This is a genomic window from Confluentibacter sediminis (assembly GCF_003258355.1).
Classification (GTDB): domain Bacteria; phylum Bacteroidota; class Bacteroidia; order Flavobacteriales; family Flavobacteriaceae; genus Confluentibacter; species Confluentibacter sediminis.
The window spans coordinates 117,549-139,415 of record NZ_QKPO01000015.1 but is presented as its reverse complement, the minus strand read 5'-3'; the positions used below and the strand labels follow the sequence as shown (position 1 = coordinate 139,415).

The following is a 21,867-nucleotide window of genomic DNA, read 5'->3' as shown; positions in this document are numbered from 1 at the left end:
TTTAGTTTACACAATAACAAGGGTTTTGCCCAAAGGTATAAGTTAATATAATACCTGAAAACATATACCAATCATTATTATTAATATTCCCGAATCTATTTGCTATATGGTTGGTATTGTTAGGATAACTTCCATCAATAGCATCACTGAATGTATATCGAGCACCAACTTCAAAACTTAAAATAAAATTATTAATAAATGTGGTTTTAAAACCAATGGCCATTGGGATACCAAATGCCCAACTTGAAGCATTTTCGGAGGTTTGAACACCATTTTGAAAATAATAATCCTTATAATTTGTAATAGTTACCCCTGAATACAAATAAGGAGTGGCCATTTTTTTTTCAGAATGTAAATCGAAATCAAAAAAAGTAAGTTCCATTCCAACTGAGCCTTCTATTATTTTATTCTTAAAATTATAGCCTCTTTGCGTGCGTCGAGGGTCCTCAGACTTTAAATCATCACCTTTTAAATTGCTAAAAATCAATGAGGCTCTATACGAATGTCTAGAACTTCTGTTCCATCTATAAACCGCACCCAAAGCCAATTGGTTGGGTGATACGTAATCTGTAGCACCAACATCGCCAATAAAATTACTCCCACCAACATACAAGCCAAGTTCATTAATTTGAGAGTGACTACATTGAATGCTAAAAATGCTTATAATAATTATGGTTATATACCTCATAATAATTTAAAAGTTTGCAAATATAATAAATAAGATTAGCCCAAAGCAATTTGAATTGATTTGTATGGCTTTAAAACAACATTTAGCAGAAATTATTGTTTAATTACGCTTATCTTCTCCCCAAAGTAGTTTTTTGCGAAGCGTATCTAAAAAGCTTTCATTCAGCAAATCGATCATTTTAATTTTAAATGGCGCTTTTTTAATTTTTATGAGTGTATTATTATCTAAAGTGGCTATTCTGGAATCTAGAGATATTAAGTGATTATCTTCTCTACCCGTAACTTTAAGATGTATTTCTGTGGAATCTGGAATTACTAATGGGCGGGCGCTTAAATTATGTGGTGCTATGGGCGTTAAAATAAAGCTATTGGTGTCGGGTGTTATTACAGGACCACCACAGCTTAACGAATAACCTGTAGAACCCGTTGGTGAAGCTACTATTAAACCATCGCTCCAATAAGATGTTAAGTATTCACCATTTAAATAGGTTTCTACGGATATCATGGAGGTAGTGTTTTTTCTGTTAACGGCTATTTCGTTCAAAGCGAAATTAAGAGGCGTGATATCAGCATTTTCCGGTACAGTTTCTACGGATAATAAGGTGCGCTCTGAAATGGTGTATTTACCATCAATAATATCTTGAATGGCATTTTCTATACCATCTACTTGAATGGTTGCTAAAAAACCTAGACGCCCCGTGTTAATCCCAATAATAGGAATGTCTATATCTTTTACAAAGGTTATGGCTCTTAAAATAGTACCGTCACCTCCAACACTTACAAGTAAATCAAAAGACTTATCTAAATCATCAAATGTTTTAAAGTTTGAATAGTTGTTGTTGGGCGCTTCTGCTTTTATGATGTTATAGAATTCAGTTTCTATATAAGCGTCTACATCTTTTTTTAATAAGTAGTTAAATAATGTTTCAACAGAACTCGACGTCGTTTTATTGTAAAATCTTCCAAAAACAGCAACCTTCATACCTTAAATATTTAAGTATTTGTTTAAATAATCCGATCGTTCTTTAAGGCTCTCTGTATAACTGTCTTCTTCATGTTCAGAAACTACATTATAGCTATAGCGTCTAAATGTTTGAATGATAGAGCTTAATCCTACATTGCCAATTTTTACGGTTATTTGTATAACATCATTTTTCATTCTAGACACAAACGCCCCGAGAACTTTTCCGTTGTTAGATTCCACAATTTGACTTATTTCACTTAATGAATAGTCGTTAACACCTTTTTCTATGACAACAATGCCGCCAGGAGCTGTGAAAAATGGAGATTCGCCAAAAAGACTAATAATATCATTCAATTCATAATATCCTAAATACTTGTTGTTTTCGTCTAAAACAGGCATGATATTAGTAGAGTTGCGAGCAAAAGCTTCCAGTACATCTAACCATAAAGTTTTGTTCCTCACAAAAAAATCCTCAATGGCATACCCGTATTGACTTAAGGTTTTGTCGGTTTCAAAACAATGCGCATCAGTTTGGGAAAAACACCCCAAAAAAACATGATCATCATTTTCAACGGGAATATGCGAATAGGTAAGTTCATTGAATAACAATTGCAAATCACTTATTTTGCTATTCCTGTTTAAGGGTTTTATATCGTTAATAATGTATTCTGAAAGTTTCATCGGTCGATGTTTCCTTTTATTTTCACTAGTTAAATATGTCTGCAAATTAATCAAAAAAAAAGTATGTCTGCCTGTTCTACTTTGTATTTTTGCATTTTAAAATGAATTCATGACAAAGTTAAGTGTAAACATTAATAAGATAGCTACCTTAAGAAATTCGAGAGGTGGTGATGTACCTAATGTCGTTCAGTTTGCAAAAGATGTGCAGCGGTTTGGTGCTGAAGGTGTTACCATACATCCAAGGCCAGATGAACGTCATATTCGTTATCAAGATGCGCGAGATTTGAAGCCAGAAGTGTATACCGAATATAATATTGAAGGTAATCCTGTCGAATCATTCATGAAATTGGTTCTAGAGGTCAAACCAACTCAGGTGACATTGGTTCCAGATGCTGAAAATGCTATAACGTCTAACGCAGGGTGGGATACCATTAAGCATAAAGGCTTTTTAATTGACGTGATTAAAGAATTTCAGCAAAACGGTATTAGGACGTCCATTTTTGTGGATCCTGTTTTAAAACAGGTTGAAGGGGCAAAAGCAACAGGAACTGATAGGATTGAATTATACACCGAAGGTTTTGCGCACCAATATGATTTAGGATATAAAGATGCTATCAAGCCTTATACAGAAAGTGCTATCTTGGCAAATGAATTAGGGCTGGGAATTAATGCCGGACACGATTTGTCCCTAGATAATATCAAGTTTTTTAATGACAATATCCCCAATTTATTAGAGGTCTCTATTGGTCACGCGCTTATAGCGGAAAGTTTATATCTTGGGGTCGAGAATGTTATTCAAATGTATTTACATAAATTAAAATAATGCTTTTACATTCAAATATATTAGGAGAAGGACAGCCATTTGTTATTCTTCATGGATTTTTGGGAATGAATGATAATTGGAAAACCATGGGGCTAAAGTTTAGTGAAACGGGTTTTCAGGTTCATTTGGTCGACCAAAGAAACCATGGGCATAGTTTCCATAGCAATGAATTTAATTACGATGTTCTTGTAAAAGATTTAAAAACATATTGTGATGCCCATAGTTTGAATAATATTATTTTACTTGGGCATTCCATGGGTGGTAAAACAGCTATGTTGTTTGCGGCAAAATATCCAGAAATGGTTTCCAAATTAATAGTTGCTGATATTTCTCCTCGTTTTTATCCAATACATCATGATGGTATTTTAAATGGATTAAGTGCCTTGAATTTTGACGACATAAAAAGTAGAGGGGAAGCCGATGATGTTTTGAGTAAATATGTATCCGATTTAGGTACTAGACAATTTTTGCTAAAAAACTTATATTGGATTGAAAAAGGCAGGCTTGCTTTACGAATGAATTTAGAAGTTTTAAAAAATGAAGTGGGTGAAATCGGAGAGCCTTTGCCAAGCCAAGCGTTGTTTGAAAAAGACACATTGTTTTTAAGGGGTGATAGGTCTGAGTATATTGGAATTGAAGACGAGGATATTATAAAGAATCATTTTCCTAAAGCTGAAATTATCACCATTCCAAATGCTGGACATTGGTTACATGCCGAAAACCCCGATGGCTTTTTTGATGCTGTGATTCAGTTTGTTGAACAATAATTTTTGTATTTTTAATCAAAACTCATTAAAATGAATCTAATTATAAAACTCTTGTTAAATGCCTTGGCGGTATTTATATTGGCTTATTTTTTGCCAGGTGTGGAATTATCTGGAGATAAGTTTGTTACAGCAGTTATTGTTGCTGTTGTATTATCTGTTTTGAATATATTGGTAAAACCAATTCTGGTTATTTTTACGCTGCCAATAACCATTCTTACCCTAGGTTTATTCTTGCTTATTGTGAATGCTTTAATCATTCTTTTGGCAGATCAACTTATTGCTGGGTTTTCTGTAAGCAGTATATGGGTGGCTATTTTATTTAGTGTCTTGTTATCTATACTTCAATCCGTTCTACATTCGCTTTTAAAAGAACCTAATAACTAGTCTAAAATACAGTATATTAAAACTTTGTTAGGATGTAAAAAAGTTATATTTTTGCATCCCAATTTCAGTTACAAAAAATTCAAGCTATAAAAAGGCTTTTTGTTAAATCCCCTATTAGGGTTTTATATCATTTAAAATGAATATTACAAGAGAAAACGTAGATGCATTAAATGCTGTAGTAAAAGTAGATATTGCTAAAGAAGATTACATTGCCAAAGTAGAAAAAATCCTGACCAATTACCGTAAAACGGCTAATATTCCAGGTTTTAGAAAAGGGCAAGTGCCGATGGGAATGGTTAAAAAACAGTATGGAAAAGCTGTTTTGGTAGATGAAGTAAACAAGTTATTGCAAGATGCCTTAAACAAATATTTAACGGAAGAGAAGCTAGATGTTTTAGGGCAACCATTGCCAAAGCCACAAGATAATATAAATTGGGATTCCGATGGATTTTCTTTTGAATTTGAATTGGGTTTAGCTCCGGAATTTGAAGTTAATTTAAACAGCAAACAACCAATCGATCAATATATTATTATTGCTGATGATAAAATGATTGATGAGCAAGTGGAACGTATTCAAAAACAATACGGAAAATTAGTGTCTCAAAGCGCTGTTGAAGCAGATAGTAATATTACTGGTGTTTACAAAAATGAAGAGCGTAATATTGAAAATACAGTAACGTTAACGTTAGATAAGTTTAAAGGTAAAGCAACCCAAAAACAATTTATTGGTGCTAAAGTTGGAGATGTTATTACATTAAACACTAAAGGACTTTATGAAGATGATCATGAGTTAATGCACGCTTTAAAATTAAGTCATGATGACGTTCATGGATTGGATATTGATGTGACATTTACCATTACCGAAATTACAAAAAGTGAATTGGCAGATTTAGACCAAGATTTGTTTGATAAATTATTTGGAAAAGGAAATGTGAATTCGGTTACTGAATTGAAAGACAAAATAAAAGAAGACGCTGAAAAACAATTCAAACAACAAGCAGATCAAAAACTATTAAATGATGTTACGGAATATTTAGTTGACAATACCAAGTTTGATTTGCCAGCAGAGTTTTTACAAAAATGGATGCAAACTGCAGGTGAAAAACCTATGGATAACGATCAGGCTAAAGAAGAATATGAAAAATCTGAAAAAAGTTTACGTTACCAATTAATTGAAGGTAAATTAATTACAGATAATAATATACAGGTAACTCTTGAGGATATTAAAGGTCATGCAAGAGATATGATAAAAGCACAAATGGCACAATTTGGCCAATTAGATCCGTCAGATAAAGAGTTAGATGATATTGCGGCACGTGTGTTATCAAATCAAGATGAAGCTCGTAGAATTTCAGAACAACTTATAAGTCAAAAACTTATAGCGTTGTATAAAGAAAAAGCAAATTTAAAGGTTAAAGAATTGACTTATGAAAACTTTGTTAAAGAAGTTTACGGAGACAAATAAACTATCATTTAAATAATTATTCCTTATATTTAGGCGCTTTAATTTTTACATTAAAGCGCTTTATTTATTAAGTATAAAATAAAAGACTCAGGTTATATTATCGAGGGTTTAATTTAAAGTATTATAACATAAAATTACTATGGATTACGGTAAGGAATTTGAAAAATTCGCTATAAAAGACCAAGGTATTAGCAGTACATATTACAATAAAATCATTAGTAGCATGTATCCAGCTAACATGACACCTTATATTATTGAAGAACGTCAATTAAACATATCCCAGTTAGATGTTTTTTCACGCTTAATGATGGATCGTATTCTGTTTCTTGGAACAGGAATTAATGATAACATCGCTAATATTGTTCAAGCACAATTATTGTTTTTAGAAAGTGTTGATGCTAACAAGGATATTCAAATGTATATCAATTCTCCTGGAGGAGGTGTATATGCTGGTTTAGGAATTTATGATACCATGCAGTTTATAAAACCAGACGTTGCCACTATATGCACAGGTATGGCTGCTTCTATGGGTGCGGTGTTGCTTTGTGCCGGTGCAAAAGGAAAACGAAGTGGGTTAACGCACTCAAGAGTAATGATTCACCAACCTTTAGGTGGTGCTCAAGGACAAGCAAGTGATATAGAAATTACAGCAAGAGAAATATTAATTTTAAAAGAAGAACTTTATAAGATAATTAGTAAGCATTCAGGTCAGCCTTACGACAAAGTTTATGAAGATAGTGATAGAGATTATTGGATGAAAGCTGATAAAGCCAAGGAATATGGTATGATTGACGAGGTTTTAGCTCGCAGTTAAACATTTTTTTGTAATTTTATAAATTCTAATTAGAGAATTAATATCATTTTTCTCTCATTTAAACAAATGATTAATGGCAAAAGAACAATTAGAATGTTCGTTTTGTGGTAGAAAAAAACCTGAAACGAATTTATTAATAGCAGGATTAGACGCACATATTTGTGATAGATGTATTGAGCAAGCCCACGGTATTGTTATTGAAGAATCTAAACAAAGTGATAGCGGCGATTTATCTGCGGAATTAAAATTACGCAAACCTTTACAGATTAAAGAATTTCTAGACCAGTATATCATTGGTCAAGATGCCACTAAAAAAGTTATGTCTGTGGCAGTTTATAATCATTACAAGCGTTTATTGCAGCCTGCAACAAATGACGATATCGATATTCAAAAAAGTAATATCATCATGGTTGGTCAAACAGGAACAGGTAAAACCTTAATGGCAAAAACCATTGCTAAAATGCTTAACGTACCTTTAGCTATTGTAGATGCAACGGTTTTAACAGAAGCGGGTTATGTAGGTGAAGATGTGGAAAGTATTTTAACGCGTTTACTTCAGGCAGCAGATTATAATCTTGAAAAAGCAGAAAAAGGTATTGTGTTTATTGATGAAATAGACAAAATAGCTCGTAAAAGTGATAATCCTTCCATAACTCGTGATGTGTCAGGAGAAGGTGTTCAACAAGCACTTTTAAAATTGTTAGAAGGAACAGTTGTTAATGTTCCGCCAAAAGGAGGCAGAAAACACCCAGATCAAAAATTCATTGAAGTAAATACTGAAAATATATTGTTTATTGCTGGTGGTGCTTTTGATGGTATCGAGCGTGTTATTTCTAGACGTTTGAATATGCAAGCGGTAGGTTATAGTGCCTCAATTTCTGATGATGTTGTAGACAAAAACCATTTATTGCAATATATTATTCCTAAAGATTTAAAAGATTTTGGTTTGATTCCTGAAATTATAGGAAGATTACCTGTATTGACCTATATGGATCCTTTAGATGCAGAAACATTAAGAGCTATTCTTACCGAGCCTAAAAATGCCATTATAAAACAATATAAGAAGTTGTTTACCATGGATAATATAGAGTTTAGCATTACTGATGGTGCTTTAGATTATATTGTTGGAAAAGCCATAGAATATAAACTTGGGGCTAGAGGATTACGTTCTTTATGTGAAGAAATTTTAACCGATGCTATGTTTGAATTGCCTAGTAGCGATGAAAAGAAATTGAACGTTACTAAAATGTATGCGGAAGATAAAATAACAAAAACGACATTGAAAAAACTAAAAGCAGTGTCTTAGGTTTTAAGAATAAGTTTAAAAATAAAATCCGAATGTGCCTGTAATTCCAAACTTACGGGCATTTTCTTTTTCAAGATAATTTCCTCTAAAGTTAAAGTCAATTCTAAAGACTTTAAAAATATTACCAATTCCAAACCCATATTCATAATACACTTTATCATTAGGGGCTAATAATGGGATACTATTTGGGTTGCTTGTAGTGCTTAAAGCGATGTTTTTATCTGAAAGATCTCCCCAAACCCCTCGGAAACTTACAATTTCCCTTAAATTATATTTTCTTAAAAATGGAATTCTAGAAAAGAAACGGCCATTGAAATTATGTTCTAAATGAAATGATGTATAAGTATCTGAAACAAATTCATAATAATCTAATTGAGAAAAGGTATTGTATATTGAGAAATAGGATTGATTTCCGGGAATAACACTTAATAAGCCTAAAGGCACCTCACCAAAAGTTTTCCCGGCCTCTATGGTTGTGGTCAGTCTTCCAAAACCACCAACTAGCCAAGGCTGAATATATGAAAGCTGAACTTTGGTATAGTCAAAATCACTATCAAATATACGTTTGTCACCCCTAGTAACTTGTGCAAAAAGACTTGCAAAGTTATCATTGGCAACCAATCGTTCTACACCAAAACCGGTCATTTTTCTACCAGGGAAATAAGATATTGAAAAAGAAGATTCAAATTGTTTTATTTCTGATTCAATACCATTAGGTGTGTTATAATCCAAGCTAAAAGTTGGTGAAGCAGATTCTAAAGTTCTGTAATTTCCACCTAACCTCATTATGAAATTCCGCCAAGGTTCAAGTTCAAATGCTAAACTAGTAAGATTTATGGATGTTAGCTTATTGTTAGCGCCTGTTCCTACAATGGACGATGAAGCTAAACTTCGACCTAATACATCCGTAGAGGTTGTTAAACTAGCTCCAATTTGCTCAACATCCCGTCTGTTTCCACCTGAAATTATGAATCTATTTTTCTTATCTATGAGCCATTTTCCTGAAATGCCATATTTAAATTTATCGTCTCTAAATCCGTAAGCTAAAAACCCTTCTAATCGCCATAAATCATTTCTGCCAAAATAGGTTCTTAAGCCTGTGCGTAAACGTAATCCTTCAACTTCATTATATCCAAAAGTTGAAAATATAGGACCGTAATCTAATGGTAGTGTGTTGAACTCAATATAGCCAGATGCCAAGATGCTTCCTAAATTGTAAAGACGCTTAAATTTTTTGACTGTTTTTAAAGTGTCTAACATTTTGTAAACACCTTTCTCATCTTGATTTAAATTCTCTAAACGATTTTCTGCCCAAAAATCGTCATCCCTATCATATATATCTTTATCGTAATTATAAACTTCTTCATCATAGAATTTTTTATCCTTTATTTTATCGAACTCATAATTATCATATAACGTGGTACGCTTGCCATAAATACCATGCGAAGTTTCTTTTTTGCTAAAAGCAAAATCAGACATCATATAATCTCGTTTTATAAGAAACACAGAGTCGTTCAAGACTTCAAATTCTTGTTCTATATAAATGTCTTTTACCCAGTTAATATTGGCACTTTTTGATGCTTGTAAATTAATTTCCTTAATAGCATATGTGGTGTCGGCTACCCAGAAATCACCTTTAAAAGTTAATTCATTTTTCCTTCTAGGATAATAAATAATATTATAACACCATTTATTGTCTATAAATGAGCTATCTGCCAATACATAGTTATAAGTATTGATACCTGTTCTTGACAATGGACTTACAAACCCTTTATCAAAAAACTGTAAATAATTGTCATATACATTAAAGTCTGGATACAGTTGGCCAACAAAATCTATGATGGTTTGATTGTCACTAAATCCTGAATTTTTATTTCCTTTTAAAACTTCTTTTTTCTTATTAAGAATATTATCCCCATATACATCAGAAGCGGCTTCGTTGATGAACATCGGTAAATAGGTTTTTCCAGTAACACTTGATGTGTCGACTTGGTTAAAAACAAATTCCATGCCTTTAAAGAGTTTACTCTTCATTAAGGCACTATCAATCGTATTAATGTCAAATTCTACTTTTTCGTATTTACTGTACTGATATTGATCGAATTTTTTTAAGCCGTTTTTTCGTTTATGTTCCCATATTTTTCTTAGAATATCTATGGCAGGATTATTTTTTTTAGGCTGTTTCCCTGTGGTTATAAATACCTGTTGTAATTGAGAAGCTTCTTCTGCCAATGTGAATTTTAAATCATAATTAACCTTTTTCTCAAGAGGGATCTCAAGTGTTTGGTAGCCAATAAATGACACCACTAAAGTGTTCCAAGTTTGTTCGGATTCTAAATAAAATTTACCATTTTCATCTGTAATGGTGCCTTGTGTAGAACCTTTGAATAAGACATTGGCAAAGGGAACCGATTGGTTGTTTTCGTCAAATACATAACCGCTTACTTTGGTTTGAGCGAGTAGGGATATGGTTCCGAATAAAAATAGGGCAATAGCTAGTCTTAATTTCATAATATAAAAAAACTTCATCAACAACAATGCTAATGAAGTTTATATAACGTAAAATGTTTTAATTTATTTATATAAAACTTTTTTTACTGCTTTTATAACATCTTCACTGTTTGGTAACCATTCTGCAAATAGAACTGGTGAATAGGGTGCCGGTGTATCTGCAGTATTAATTTTTACAATTGGGGCATCTAAATAATCAAAAGCTTCCGATTGTACAATGTAAGTGATTTCGGTAGCGACATTTCCAAAAGGCCATGCTTCTTCTAAAACGACTAAACGATTTGTTTTTTTTACTGATTTCAAAATAGCTTCTTTGTCCATAGGTTTTACGGTACGTAAATCTATTATTTCACAAGAGATATTTTCTTTAGCCAATTCATCGGCAGCTTTGTAAGCTTCTTTTATGATTTTACCAAAAGATACAATAGTTACATCGGTACCTTCACGTTTAATGTCTGCAACACCTAAAGGTATAACATATTCACCTTCAGGAACTTCGCCTTTATCGCCATACATTTGTTCGCTCTCCATGAAAATAACAGGATCATTATCACGTATAGCCGCTTTTAAAAGTCCTTTGGCATCGTAAGGATTCGAAGGTACCACGACTTTTAATCCAGGCGTATTGGCAAACCAACTTTCAAATGCCTGCGAGTGTGTAGCCCCCAATTGACCAGCAGAAGCTGTAGGGCCACGGAAAACGATTGGGCAATTGAATTGTCCTCCAGACATTTGTCTGATTTTTGCAGCGTTATTGATGATTTGATCAATTCCCACAAGCGAAAAGTTAAACGTCATATACTCAACGATGGGTCGGCAGCCTGTCATTGTTGAGCCAATCGCAATACCAGCAAAACCTAGCTCGGCAATTGGCGTGTCTATAACACGTTTAGCCCCAAATTCATCTAACATGCCTTTTGATGCTTTGTATGCACCGTTATATTCTGCAACTTCTTCACCCATTAAATAAATGCTTTCATCTCTGCGCATTTCTTCGCTCATGGCTTCACAAATAGCTTCTCTAAATTGAATTGTTTTCATTCGCTTATTTTATCTTCCTCGTTACTTGAGGATCTTAGTAAATTGAATTGCAAAAATAGGAATAAATGGCGTACTTTTATTAAAAGAATAATTTAAATTTATTATGCGTGCATAGTAATTATTCAGAATAAAATAATTAACTTCGTAGCATAAAATCTATAAAAAAAGCTACAGTGCTTTTAACTCATTGTATTCTGTTTTAGTATGCGATTTTTTTCTGTTTCTACTTAAGAATACAAGTAAAATATTAATGTTTTAAATAATTGATTAATGAAAATACTAGTTTGCATAAGTCATGTACCAGACACCACTTCAAAAATCAACTTTGCTGATAACGACACTAAATTTGATGCCAGTGGTGTACAGTTTGTAATTAACCCAAATGATGAATTTGGTTTAACTCGTGCCATGTGGTTTAAAGAAAAACAAGCGGCAGAAGTAACTGTTATTAATGTTGGTGGACCGGAAACTGAACCAACGCTTCGTAAGGCATTGGCCATTGGGGCAGATGCTGCCATACGCGTAAATGCCGTTGCCACAGATGGTTTTTCTGTTGCCAAACAATTAGCAAAAGTTATTAAGGATGGAGGTTACGATGTGATTATTGCTGGTAGGGAGTCTATTGATTATAATGGGGGCATGGTGCCAGGAATGATAGCGGGTCTAACCAATTCCAATTTTATAAACAACTGTATTGGTTTAGAGATTGATGGGAATTCAGTTAAAGCCATAAGAGAAATTGATGGTGGAAAAGAAACGGTGTCCACAACATTACCATTGGTCATTGGGAGCCAAAAAGGTTTGGTTGAAGAAAGTGATTTACGTATACCAAATATGAGAGGCATTATGATGGCGCGTCAAAAAGCATTAACGGTTTTAGAACCTGTGGATGCTAACGCAGAAACGACCTCTACAAAATTTGAGAAACCAGCGGTAAAAGGTGCTATTAAATTGGTGTCTCCCGATAATTTGGATGAATTAATAAACTTACTTCATAACGAAGCAAAAGTGATTTAAGTTGTCATTAGTTAAGTCGAATCTTTGATTTCCTGCGGAGACAGGAATCCACGAAAGAATTAAATAAACAGATTCCTGCTTTCGCAGGAATGACAAAACAAAAAAATATGTCAGTTTTAGTATATACAGAATCAGAACAAGGGAAATTTAAAAAAGTGGCTTTTGAGGTGGCTTCTTATGCCAAAACAGTTGCCAATCAATTGGGAACAACGGTTACTGCCATAACGATTAATGCAATTGATACTTCTAAATTAGGAATTTATGGTGTAGATAAAGTATTAAATGTAACTAACACGCAGTTAGATGATTTTAATGCTAAAATGTACGCAAATGTAATAAAGCAAGCAGCAGAAAAAGAAGGAACAAAAGTTGTGATTGTTAGCTCGAGTGCCAATAGTAAGTATTTAGCACCATTATTAGCCGTAGAACTTAATGCCGGCTATGCGTCTAATGTTATTTCTGTGCCAACAAGTGTTTCACCATTTACAGTGAAGCGTACCGCTTTTACTAATAAAGCTTTTGAGTTTATACAAATTAATACAGATGTGAAAATAATAGGAGTTTCTAATAATTCTTTTGGATTGGTCGAAACTTCTGGCAATGCTTCCGAGGAAGCGTTTTCTCCGTCTATAGCAGAATCTGGTATTAAAGTAGAGTCGGTAGATAAAGTATCTGGTCAAGTGAGTATTGCTGATGCGGACATTGTTGTGTCGGGAGGAAGAGGTTTGAAAGGTCCAGAAAATTGGGGCATGATTGAAGAATTAGCATCGGTTTTAGGTGCTGCTACGGCTTGTTCTAAACCAGTATCGGATTTGGGTTGGAGACCACATGGCGAACATGTAGGGCAAACAGGAAAACCTGTAGCTGCCAATTTATATATTGCTATAGGAATTTCTGGAGCTATTCAACATTTAGCAGGAATTAATGCCTCAAAAGTTAAAGTGGTTATTAACATAGATCCAGAAGCACCTTTCTTTAAAGCGGCTGATTATGGTGTGGTTGGTGACGCTTTTGTAGTGGTTCCAGAGCTAATTGAAAAATTAAAAGCCTTTAAAGCGCAACAGTAAATTATTTTTTATAAATTGTATAAGCGAAAAAAGTCTGTTAAATTCGGTTTTTTAATAAAACGGTATTAGGCAGTTTGGTAAAGTCCTAATTTAAACGGTTCTTTGCGTTTTTATAAATTATGAGTTTAGTTAGATTAAATATAAAGGGAATATCTTATAGTCAAACCCAGAATGGTGCGTATGCACTAATATTGAATGAAGTGGATGGAGACCGTAAACTTCCTATTGTAATCGGTGCTTTTGAAGCCCAGTCCATAGCCATTGCTTTGGAAAAGGAAATTAAACCTCCCAGACCTTTAACCCACGATTTATTTAAAAATTTTGCTGATAGATTTGATATTGTTATTAAACAAGTAATTATCCATAAACTTGTAGATGGTGTATTTTATTCAAGTTTAATATGTGAGCGTGATAAAATTGAAGAAATTATTGATGCTAGAACTAGTGATGCTATTGCATTGGCCCTTCGTTTTGAAGCACCTATTTTTACTTATAAAAATATTTTAGATAAGGCTGGAATTTATTTAAAAGTAGAGTCTAAAAAACAAAAAGAAGATGAAAATCAAGATAGTATTTTAATGGATGAATTATTAGATAACAATCTTGAACCATCATTTTCTAAAGAAAATTATTCCACAAAAACATTAGAAGAACTTCATAATATGTTAAATGAAGCTGTTAGTAATGAGGATTACGAGAAAGCGGCACATATTAGGGATGAAATTTCTAAGCGTTAATATTCAAATATATGAAGCAAATTTTTTTATCTGTTTTTGTTATTTTATTTAGTGTATCAACTTTACTAGCACAAGAATCAGGTATAAAAAATAGTTCGGTTATAGATCAAGATCAGGATGAAACCCAGTTAACTTTAATAAGTTCAGATTCAACAAATCCATCCCTACTTCAAAATAAAAGTTTACAAGAAATTCCTCAATCGTCAGAAATAAAAACCATCATACCAAGTCAAGGCTTTTCATTAAATAGTTTATTTCGGGGTATTTTAGGGATGGGTTTTTTAATATTTTTAGCCTTTTTATTTAGTAAAAATAGAAAAGCAATAGATTGGAAAATTGTCATTTTAGGATTGGCTTTTCAATTACTTATTGCCATAGGTGTTTTAAAGGTTGAATTTGTAAAAACCATATTTGAATTTGTGGGTAGCCTCTTTGTAAGTGTTTTAGAATTCACTAGGGCAGGAAGCCAGTTTTTATTTGAGGGTCTGGTAGTTGATCAAGAAAAATTCGGCTATATCTTTGCATTTCAAGTATTGCCAACTATCATATTCTTTTCAGCATTAACATCTGTTTTGTTTTATCTAGGTATCATTCAAAAAGTAGTTAAAGGCATGGCATGGTTGCTTTCAAAATTTTTGAAAGTTTCTGGAGCCGAAAGTTTAAGCGTTGCAGGAAATATTTTTTTAGGACAAACCGAAGCACCTTTATTAATTAAGGCCTATTTGGAAAAAATGAATAAGTCTGAAATGCTTTTGGTTATGATTGGAGGTATGGCAACAGTAGCTGGCGCCGTATTGGCTGCATACATAGGCTTTTTAGGAGGTGAGGATCCAGTATTAAGACTGTTTTATGCCAAGCATCTTTTAGCCGCTTCAGTTATGGCAGCTCCAGGGGCGATTGTTATTTCAAAAATATTATATCCACAAACTGAAGACGTTAATAATGATGTTAGTGTGTCACAGGAAGTTATAGGAACTAACTTTTTGGATGCTATTGCCAATGGGACTACAGAAGGTTTGAAATTAGCCGTGAATGTTGGTGGGATGCTGTTGGTTTTTGTTGCTTTTATAGCTATGTTTAATGGAATTTTAGGTTGGTTTGGTGATGTAACGAGTATTAATTTGTGGGTCTCTAGTCATACCGTTTACCAAAGTTTGTCTCTTGAGCTTATTTTAGGTTATATTTTTGCACCCCTTATGTGGATTATTGGTGTGGCAAAAGAAGATATGGCACTTATGGGGCAACTATTAGGTATTAAACTTGCAGCTAGTGAATTTGTTGGATATATTCAATTAGCAGACCTTAAAAATGTAGCGAGTGTTACTCATTTAAAATTTGAGAAATCGATTATCATTGCTACGTATATGTTATGTGGCTTTGCAAATTTTGCGTCCATAGGTATTCAGATTGGAGGTATTGGTTCTTTAGCTCCTGGACAGCGTAAGACCCTTTCAGAATTTGGTATGAGAGCCTTGCTTGGGGGTACTATAGCCTCATTGATTTCTGCTACTATTGCAGGGATGATTATTGGATAATTTTAGTAATATGTTTTACTAAGATAAAATCAAAACTTAAGTGGTTGATAAACTCTTAATAATTAAGGTTTATTTATTAAAAAAACATTATTCCTATTTTCTATTTTTACAATCTAAATGATTAAAATTTTCTTCTCATTGAGAAGATTGAAGAATAATTTATGAAACAATATCACGATCTAGTAAAGCACGTTTTAGAAAATGGCAACCAAAAAGGTGACCGTACGGGTACTGGCACAAAAAGTGTTTTTGGTTACCAAATGCGATTTGACTTAAGTGAAGGTTTTCCTATGGTAACTACTAAAAAGTTACATTTAAAATCTATTATTTATGAATTACTTTGGTTTTTAAAAGGTGATACGAATATAGATTATCTAACCGAAAACGGTGTGCGTATTTGGAATGAGTGGGCTGATGAACATGGTGATTTAGGACCTGTTTACGGTCACCAGTGGCGTAATTGGAACAGTGATGAAATAGACCAAATAAAAGAAGTAGTTGAAACTTTAAAAAACAATCCAAATAGCCGACGTATGTTGGTGTCTGCTTGGAATCCATCAGTTTTGCCAGATACCTCAAAATCGTTTAGTGAAAATGTTGCTAATGGGAAGGCTGCTTTGCCTCCTTGCCATGCATTTTTTCAATTTTATGTCGCTGAAGGGAAACTGTCTTGTCAACTCTATCAACGTAGTGCTGATATATTTTTAGGTGTGCCATTTAATATTGCATCCTATGCTTTATTTACCATGATGATGGCTCAAGTTTGTGGTTATCAGCCAGGTGAATTTATTCACACCTTTGGGGATGCCCATATTTATAGCAATCATTTTGAGCAATTGGAATTACAATTGTCTAGAGACTTAAGGCCATTGCCGAAAATGCTGTTAAATCCAGAAATTAAAGATATTTTCGATTTTAAATTTGAAGACTTTACTTTGGTAGATTATAATCCGCATCCTCATATTAAAGGAGCCGTAGCTATATAAAAAAAAAGTGCTTTCATTTGAAAGCACTTTTTTGTTTAATTTTTAGGATTCAACTAAACATTTACAACGCTATTATTGGCAGCGGCAAAATCATTCCATACATAATTATCGGCAGCATCATCGTTTACATAAATACCGTCAACAATGTATTTAAATTCATAAGAACTTTCGGTATCTAAATCAATGGTTCCTTTAAAAGTTCCATTTTTTAATTTTTTTAAAGGTGTAGCTTTCCATTTGTTAAAACTTCCCGCAAGTTCAACTTTTTTAGCATCTTCAGCAAGTATTGAAAAAGTTACTTTGCAAATAGGTTTGCTTTTAAGATATTGTTTTGTAATAGACATAATTAGAATGTGTTGTGTTGTTTGTTGTTGCAAATTTAGGAAACAATTTTCTAAGCTTTAAACATTAATCAGCTTCGAAATAAAGAATTATCAATTTATTAATATGAGTTCTTTTTAATCTTATCTGAATAAAAAATTATTGATTAAATTGTAGAATCATCAGTATTGTAAATTTTGTTTTTATCTGATTTTAAATGGGTTAATATGATGTCAAATTTTAATATAACCTGTTTGTAATGGTTCTATTTTCATTAAAAAACATTAATTTTACATATTATAATTATTACAAGATGTTTGGAAAAAGTAATGCAAAACCACAGATAGATAAAGATCAGTTAGAACTTCTAAAAAATGCTCAAAAACGAATCAAACAAAAAAAGCGTTTGTACATACATTTTGTGGTTTTCTTAATAGGATCCGTATTTTTTATATTCCTCAATTTGGTGCTGGGTTTAGGAAAGGAATTTAGACCTTTTGATACGAATTGGTTTGTATTTGCTATCTTAATTTGGTTATTTTTGTTGCTTTATCATCTTTTCAATGTGTTTATAACACATAAGTTTATGGGCAAAGCGTGGGAAGAAAATCAATTACAAAAATTGGTTTCCAAACAAGAAAAGCGCATAGAATCACTAAAACAGAATTTAGAAGCGGAAGCTTCTCTAGAAGATTCAGAAAAAAAAAAGTCTAAACTAACCTTAATTGTTGCCGCTGCCGAAAATAATGCGATAGGCAAAGACAATAAATTAATTTGGCACTTAAGCGACGATTTAAAACGATTTAAAAAGCTTACTAATGGGCATTACATTATTATGGGACGAAAAACGTTTGAAAGTTTTGCGAAGCCATTGCCAAACAGAACCCACGTTGTAATTACCAGACAAGCTAACTATAAAGCACCACAAGGCGTTATTATTGTTAATACACTAAAAGACGCCATTACTATTGCTAAAAACGATACACAGCCATTTATAATTGGTGGAGGTGAAATTTACAAGCAGGCTATGGATATGGCCAATAAAATTGAAATTACCAGACTGCACGAAACCTTTGAAGCCGATACATTTTTTCCTGAGATTGATACATCTGTTTGGAAGGAAACTAATAATATTTTCCATAAAAAAGACGAAAACAATGAGTATGATTTTTCCTTTATTACCTACGTTAGAAGCTGAAAATTTATTTGTTTTATAAAGTATTCAACTAATACATTATCGTGTGGGAACTAAAAAGCAATTATCACACACGCCTTATAAACGTGTTAAAAGCATGTTTTGAGAAGCATAAGAATCGGCATGCCGATATGGAATGGTTAAATGTTCAGACAAAACTAGAGTCCAACCTGAAAAACTTTGGTCGCTTAATGAAATGGAAATTACAGGTGGTAAACCTGACGTTATTGATTTTGATGCCAAAACACCCAGTTGGTTAAAACATCAGCAGCTATAAGGAAACTAGAAGGTCCTATTTTTGGCGATTACCGTTATGATATGGTTTTTGTTTACCACAATGATGCACAATCTTATTATGCTGCTAGAGGATTTCGTGGGTTATTAAAAGTTTGATTTTACTCTATAGCAATAAATACTTTGTTTATACATAAACTATTTTAACATCTTTTTAATTGAATTTGTTTAATATAAAAAGAAATGAATCCTATATACCAAATTTCAGTAATTTTGCAGTATGATAGAAGAACTTCAGCTTCGTGTTACGCTTAAAGAAGAAGAATATAAGGATATTTTAGTAGTTAAATCTGCTCAAGCTTTAAATATTGATAAAGAAGATATTACAGGTGTAAAAGTGCTTCGAAAATCTATTGATGCCCGTAAAACAAAAATTATTTTCAACTATAAAGTTGCTGTTTATATTCGAGAAATGCTGCCAAAAACTTCAGATTATCAATTTGAATATCAAGATGTTTCAAAAGCTAAAACGATTCATATCATAGGGTTTGGTCCAGCAGGGATGTATGCAGCTTTGCGTTGTATTGAATTGGGCTTTAAGCCCATTGTTTTAGAGCGTGGTAAAAATGTACAAGACCGTCGTCGCGATTTGAGAGCGATTAATCAAGATCATTTTGTAAACGAAGACTCCAATTATTGTTTCGGAGAAGGAGGTGCGGGAACCTATAGTGATGGTAAGTTATATACCAGAAGTTTAAAACGTGGTGATGTACGGCGTATTTTTGAAAACTTAGTCTTTCATGGTGCCACAGACCAAATATTGGTTGATGCACATCCTCATATCGGTACCAATAAACTTCCAAAAGTCGTACAGAATATTCGGGAAACTATATTGAAATATGGAGGTGATATTCACTTTGAAACCCGAGTGGTCGATTTCATTATAAAAAACAACAAACTACGAGCCATTCAATTGCAAAACGGTGAAGAAATGCCTGTAAACCGGGTTGTTTTAGCAACAGGACACTCAGCACGCGACATATTTTATTTACTTCATAAAAAAGACATTGCATTAGAAGCTAAATCGTTTGCTATGGGTGTTCGGGTAGAGCATCCACAGCATATCATAGATTCTATTCAATATCATTGCAGTGGTGAAAGAAATGAATTATTGCCCGCTGCATCATACAGTTTAGTACAACAAGTCAATAATCGTGGTGTATATTCATTTTGTATGTGTCCTGGTGGATTTATTGTGCCTGCAGCAACAGCTAATGGTGAAGTAGTCGTAAATGGTATGTCTCCATCAAAACGAAATAATCTATTCGCCAATTCTGGTATTGTAGTTGAAATTGATGTGAATAGAGATTTACATAAATATGAGCATTTTGGACCTTTAAAAGGGTTGGAATATCAAAAGAATTTAGAAAAAATAGCGTTTACTGCCGGTGGTAGAAGTCAGGTAGCACCAGCGCAACGTTTAACCGATTTTGTTGAAGGACGGCTATCGGCAGATTTAAATGCATCGTCGTATCAACCAGGGTTAAATTCTGCGCCATTACATTCTTTACTACCCAAATTAATAGGAAGTAGTTTACGAAAGGGATTTCAGGCTTTCGGACAAAAAATGAAAGGTTATTATACGTCTGAAGCGAATGTTGTAGGCGTGGAATCTAGAACCTCATCCCCAGTTTGTATTCCAAGAAACGAACAGTTAGAACATCCACAAATTAAAGGCTTATTTCCATGTGGAGAGGGTGGTGGTTATGCGGGAGGCATCGTTTCTGCCGCTATGGATGGCGAACGTTGTGCGGAAGCAGCCGTTATTGGTTTATAAAATTTAATATTATGACAGAAAAACAGAAAATGTTAGCAGGTGAAATGTATAATCCATCTGATCCAGAATTAATGAAAGAGCGTCATCGCGTTCGACTATTGTTTCACAAATTCAATAGTTTGAGTGAAGAACATATGGAAGAGCGAAATAAGGTATTATATGAGATTTTTGAAGGTGCTGGAGAAAATTTATTTGTAGAACCGCCATTTCATTGCGATTATGGTAGTAATATTAAAGTAGGTCACAATGTTTTTATGAATTTTAATTGCTGCATTTTAGATGTGGCAACTGTAATCATTGGAGATAATTGCATGTTTGCACCTCATGTACAAATTTACACTGCAACACATCCTATAGAATATAAATTAAGAAATAGTGGGAAAGAATATGCAAAACCAATAACTATAGGCAACAATGTATGGATTGGAGGTGGAGCTATCATTTGTCCAGGGGTTACATTAGGCAATAATACAGTTGTGGCAGCAGGAGCTGTTGTTACTAAAAGTTTTCCTGATAATGTTGTTATTGGTGGTAATCCTGCTAAAGTGATTAAGAGTATAAATAATAATTAATTCCTATTTTTGCACCACAAAAAATAAAATACATGAACGCATATATATTTCCAGGTCAAGGAGCCCAATTTTCAGGAATGGGTTTAGAACTTTATAAGAATTCGTCTTTAGCAAAAAAAATGTTTGAACAAGCGAATGATATTCTTGGTTTTAACATTACAGATATTATGTTTGAAGGTTCTGCTGAAGACCTTAAAGAAACCAAAGTAACACAACCCGCCATATTTTTACATTCGGTGATTCTTGCAAAAACTTTAGGGGATAGCTTTAAACCAGATATGGTTGCAGGACATTCCTTAGGAGAGTTTTCAGCATTAGTTGCCAATGATACTTTAAATTTTGAAGATGGATTAAAGTTGGTCTCACAACGTGCCATAGCCATGCAAAAGGCTTGCGAAATTCAACCAAGTACCATGGCTGCTGTTTTAGGATTAGCAGACGATATTGTTGAAAGAATATGTGCTTCAACAGAAGGTGTTGTTGTTGCGGCAAATTATAATTGCCCTGGGCAACTAGTTATTTCAGGTGAGATTGATGCCGTAAATAGAGCATGTGAAGCTTTAAAAGCAGCTGGAGCTAGACGTGCTTTGGTATTGCCAGTTGGTGGTGCTTTTCATTCCCCTTTAATGGAACCTGCCAGAGAAGAATTGGCAGCAGCTATCGAAAATACAGTGTTTAATATACCAAACTGTCCAATTTATCAAAATGTTACAGCTCAAGCTGTGATTAATGAAAATGATATTAAGACAAATTTAATTTTACAACTTACAGCACCAGTGCGCTGGACACAGTCTATACAGCAAATGATTACCGATGGAGCTAGTCTATTTACCGAGGTAGGGCCGGGAAATGTATTGCAAGGTTTAGTGAAAAAAATTTATAGAGATGCAGAAACTACTTCAGCAATTTTAATATAATTAAAT

General features: G+C 33.4%; 22 protein-coding genes and 1 pseudogene. 17 read left to right on the top strand and 6 right to left on the bottom strand.

Annotated features, from left to right (window positions below):
- Position 1 precedes the first annotated feature (1 nt).
- The 3 genes from porG to DKT72_RS14290 all read right to left on the bottom strand — a co-directional run bounded on the left by porG (position 2) and on the right by DKT72_RS14290 (position 2,332).
- Positions 2 to 688 (bottom strand): type IX secretion system protein PorG, encoded by a 687-nt coding sequence (gene porG / locus DKT72_RS14300; protein WP_111309419.1) that lies wholly within the window; start codon positions 686 to 688, stop codon positions 2 to 4.
- Between the two features lie 99 nt (positions 689 to 787).
- Positions 788 to 1,669 carry an NAD kinase gene (locus tag DKT72_RS14295; protein ID WP_111309418.1) on the bottom strand — a complete coding sequence of 294 codons (882 nt, stop codon included), beginning with the start codon at positions 1,667 to 1,669 and terminating at the stop codon, positions 788 to 790.
- Positions 1,670 to 1,672: 3 nt separating this feature from the next.
- Positions 1,673 to 2,332 carry a CBS domain-containing protein gene (locus DKT72_RS14290; RefSeq protein WP_111309417.1) on the bottom strand — a complete coding sequence of 220 codons (660 nt, stop codon included), beginning with the start codon at positions 2,330 to 2,332 and terminating at the stop codon, positions 1,673 to 1,675.
- Positions 2,333 to 2,441: 109 nt separating this feature from the next.
- Here DKT72_RS14290 and DKT72_RS14285 point away from each other — a divergent pair, with 109 nt between their 5' ends.
- From DKT72_RS14285 to clpX, 6 genes are all read left to right on the top strand, one after another.
- Positions 2,442 to 3,155 carry a pyridoxine 5'-phosphate synthase gene (locus DKT72_RS14285; RefSeq protein WP_111309416.1) on the top strand — a complete coding sequence of 238 codons (714 nt, stop codon included), beginning with the start codon at positions 2,442 to 2,444 and terminating at the stop codon, positions 3,153 to 3,155.
- Entirely contained in the window at positions 3,155 to 3,922 is a 768-nt protein-coding gene (locus tag DKT72_RS14280; RefSeq protein WP_111309415.1) for an alpha/beta fold hydrolase, read from the top strand. Before DKT72_RS14285 ends, DKT72_RS14280 begins: the two co-directional genes overlap by 1 nt.
- Positions 3,923 to 3,952: 30 nt before the next feature.
- Positions 3,953 to 4,306, top strand: a complete 354-nt coding sequence (locus DKT72_RS14275) for a phage holin family protein (protein ID WP_111309414.1) — start codon at positions 3,953 to 3,955, stop codon at positions 4,304 to 4,306.
- A gap of 136 nt (positions 4,307 to 4,442) precedes the next feature.
- Positions 4,443 to 5,771 (top strand): trigger factor, encoded by a 1,329-nt coding sequence (gene tig, locus DKT72_RS14270; protein WP_111309413.1) that lies wholly within the window; start codon positions 4,443 to 4,445, stop codon positions 5,769 to 5,771.
- Between the two features lie 139 nt (positions 5,772 to 5,910).
- A complete protein-coding gene (clpP, locus tag DKT72_RS14265; RefSeq protein ID WP_111309412.1) occupies positions 5,911 to 6,585 on the top strand; it encodes an ATP-dependent Clp endopeptidase proteolytic subunit ClpP in 675 nt (224 codons plus the stop codon).
- A 73-nt stretch (positions 6,586 to 6,658) separates the two neighbouring features.
- On the top strand, positions 6,659 to 7,891 hold the full coding sequence (gene clpX, locus DKT72_RS14260) for an ATP-dependent Clp protease ATP-binding subunit ClpX (protein ID WP_111309411.1): 1,233 nt from the start codon (positions 6,659 to 6,661) through the stop codon (positions 7,889 to 7,891).
- A gap of 15 nt (positions 7,892 to 7,906) precedes the next feature.
- Here the strand turns inward: clpX and DKT72_RS14255 are convergent, their stop codons facing one another.
- Complete coding sequence (locus DKT72_RS14255; protein WP_111309410.1) at positions 7,907 to 10,402, bottom strand: DUF5686 and carboxypeptidase-like regulatory domain-containing protein; 2,496 nt, start codon at positions 10,400 to 10,402, stop codon at positions 7,907 to 7,909.
- A 63-nt stretch (positions 10,403 to 10,465) separates the two neighbouring features.
- Positions 10,466 to 11,443 (bottom strand): pyruvate dehydrogenase complex E1 component subunit beta, encoded by a 978-nt coding sequence (locus tag DKT72_RS14250; protein WP_111309409.1) that lies wholly within the window; start codon positions 11,441 to 11,443, stop codon positions 10,466 to 10,468.
- 270 nt (positions 11,444 to 11,713) lie between these two features.
- Between DKT72_RS14250 and DKT72_RS14245 the strand changes: the two genes are divergently transcribed.
- The 5 genes from DKT72_RS14245 to DKT72_RS14225 all read left to right on the top strand — a co-directional run bounded on the left by DKT72_RS14245 (position 11,714) and on the right by DKT72_RS14225 (position 16,785).
- Positions 11,714 to 12,460 carry an electron transfer flavoprotein subunit beta/FixA family protein gene (locus DKT72_RS14245; RefSeq protein ID WP_111309408.1) on the top strand — a complete coding sequence of 249 codons (747 nt, stop codon included), beginning with the start codon at positions 11,714 to 11,716 and terminating at the stop codon, positions 12,458 to 12,460.
- A 107-nt stretch (positions 12,461 to 12,567) separates the two neighbouring features.
- Entirely contained in the window at positions 12,568 to 13,527 is a 960-nt protein-coding gene (locus DKT72_RS14240) for an electron transfer flavoprotein subunit alpha/FixB family protein (RefSeq protein ID WP_111309434.1), read from the top strand.
- Positions 13,528 to 13,646: 119 nt separating this feature from the next.
- Positions 13,647 to 14,264 (top strand): bifunctional nuclease family protein, encoded by a 618-nt coding sequence (locus DKT72_RS14235; protein WP_111309407.1) that lies wholly within the window; start codon positions 13,647 to 13,649, stop codon positions 14,262 to 14,264.
- Positions 14,265 to 14,275: 11 nt separating this feature from the next.
- Entirely contained in the window at positions 14,276 to 15,799 is a 1,524-nt protein-coding gene (locus DKT72_RS14230) for a NupC/NupG family nucleoside CNT transporter (protein WP_235841718.1), read from the top strand.
- Between the two features lie 161 nt (positions 15,800 to 15,960).
- Positions 15,961 to 16,785 (top strand): thymidylate synthase, encoded by an 825-nt coding sequence (locus tag DKT72_RS14225; protein WP_111309406.1) that lies wholly within the window; start codon positions 15,961 to 15,963, stop codon positions 16,783 to 16,785.
- A gap of 53 nt (positions 16,786 to 16,838) precedes the next feature.
- On the opposite strand, the gene DKT72_RS14220 is transcribed toward DKT72_RS14225, so the two are convergent.
- Positions 16,839 to 17,129, bottom strand: a complete 291-nt coding sequence (locus DKT72_RS14220) for an isoamylase early set domain-containing protein (protein ID WP_111309405.1) — start codon at positions 17,127 to 17,129, stop codon at positions 16,839 to 16,841.
- Between the two features lie 290 nt (positions 17,130 to 17,419).
- On the opposite strand from DKT72_RS14220, the gene DKT72_RS14215 reads away from it, so the two are divergent.
- The 6 genes and pseudogenes from DKT72_RS14215 (at position 17,420) to fabD (ending at position 21,861) form a co-directional block, all read left to right on the top strand.
- Positions 17,420 to 18,304 carry a dihydrofolate reductase gene (locus DKT72_RS14215; RefSeq protein WP_111309432.1) on the top strand — a complete coding sequence of 295 codons (885 nt, stop codon included), beginning with the start codon at positions 17,420 to 17,422 and terminating at the stop codon, positions 18,302 to 18,304.
- 128 nt (positions 18,305 to 18,432) lie between these two features.
- Positions 18,433 to 18,578: pseudogene (locus tag DKT72_RS18750) on the top strand (DUF4256 domain-containing protein).
- A complete protein-coding gene (locus tag DKT72_RS18745; RefSeq protein WP_369074225.1) occupies positions 18,554 to 18,694 on the top strand; it encodes a DUF4256 domain-containing protein in 141 nt (46 codons plus the stop codon). Before DKT72_RS18750 ends, DKT72_RS18745 begins: the two are co-directional and overlap by 25 nt.
- Positions 18,695 to 18,815: 121 nt before the next feature.
- The gene (locus DKT72_RS14205; RefSeq protein ID WP_111309404.1) at positions 18,816 to 20,372 is read left to right on the top strand and encodes an NAD(P)/FAD-dependent oxidoreductase; all 1,557 of its coding nucleotides are present in this window, start codon (positions 18,816 to 18,818) and stop codon (positions 20,370 to 20,372) included.
- An 11-nt stretch (positions 20,373 to 20,383) separates the two neighbouring features.
- Entirely contained in the window at positions 20,384 to 20,944 is a 561-nt protein-coding gene (locus tag DKT72_RS14200; protein WP_317048443.1) for a sugar O-acetyltransferase, read from the top strand.
- Between the two features lie 32 nt (positions 20,945 to 20,976).
- The gene (gene fabD / locus DKT72_RS14195) at positions 20,977 to 21,861 is read left to right on the top strand and encodes an ACP S-malonyltransferase (RefSeq protein WP_111309403.1); all 885 of its coding nucleotides are present in this window, start codon (positions 20,977 to 20,979) and stop codon (positions 21,859 to 21,861) included.
- The last annotated feature ends 6 nt before the right edge of the window (positions 21,862 to 21,867 follow it).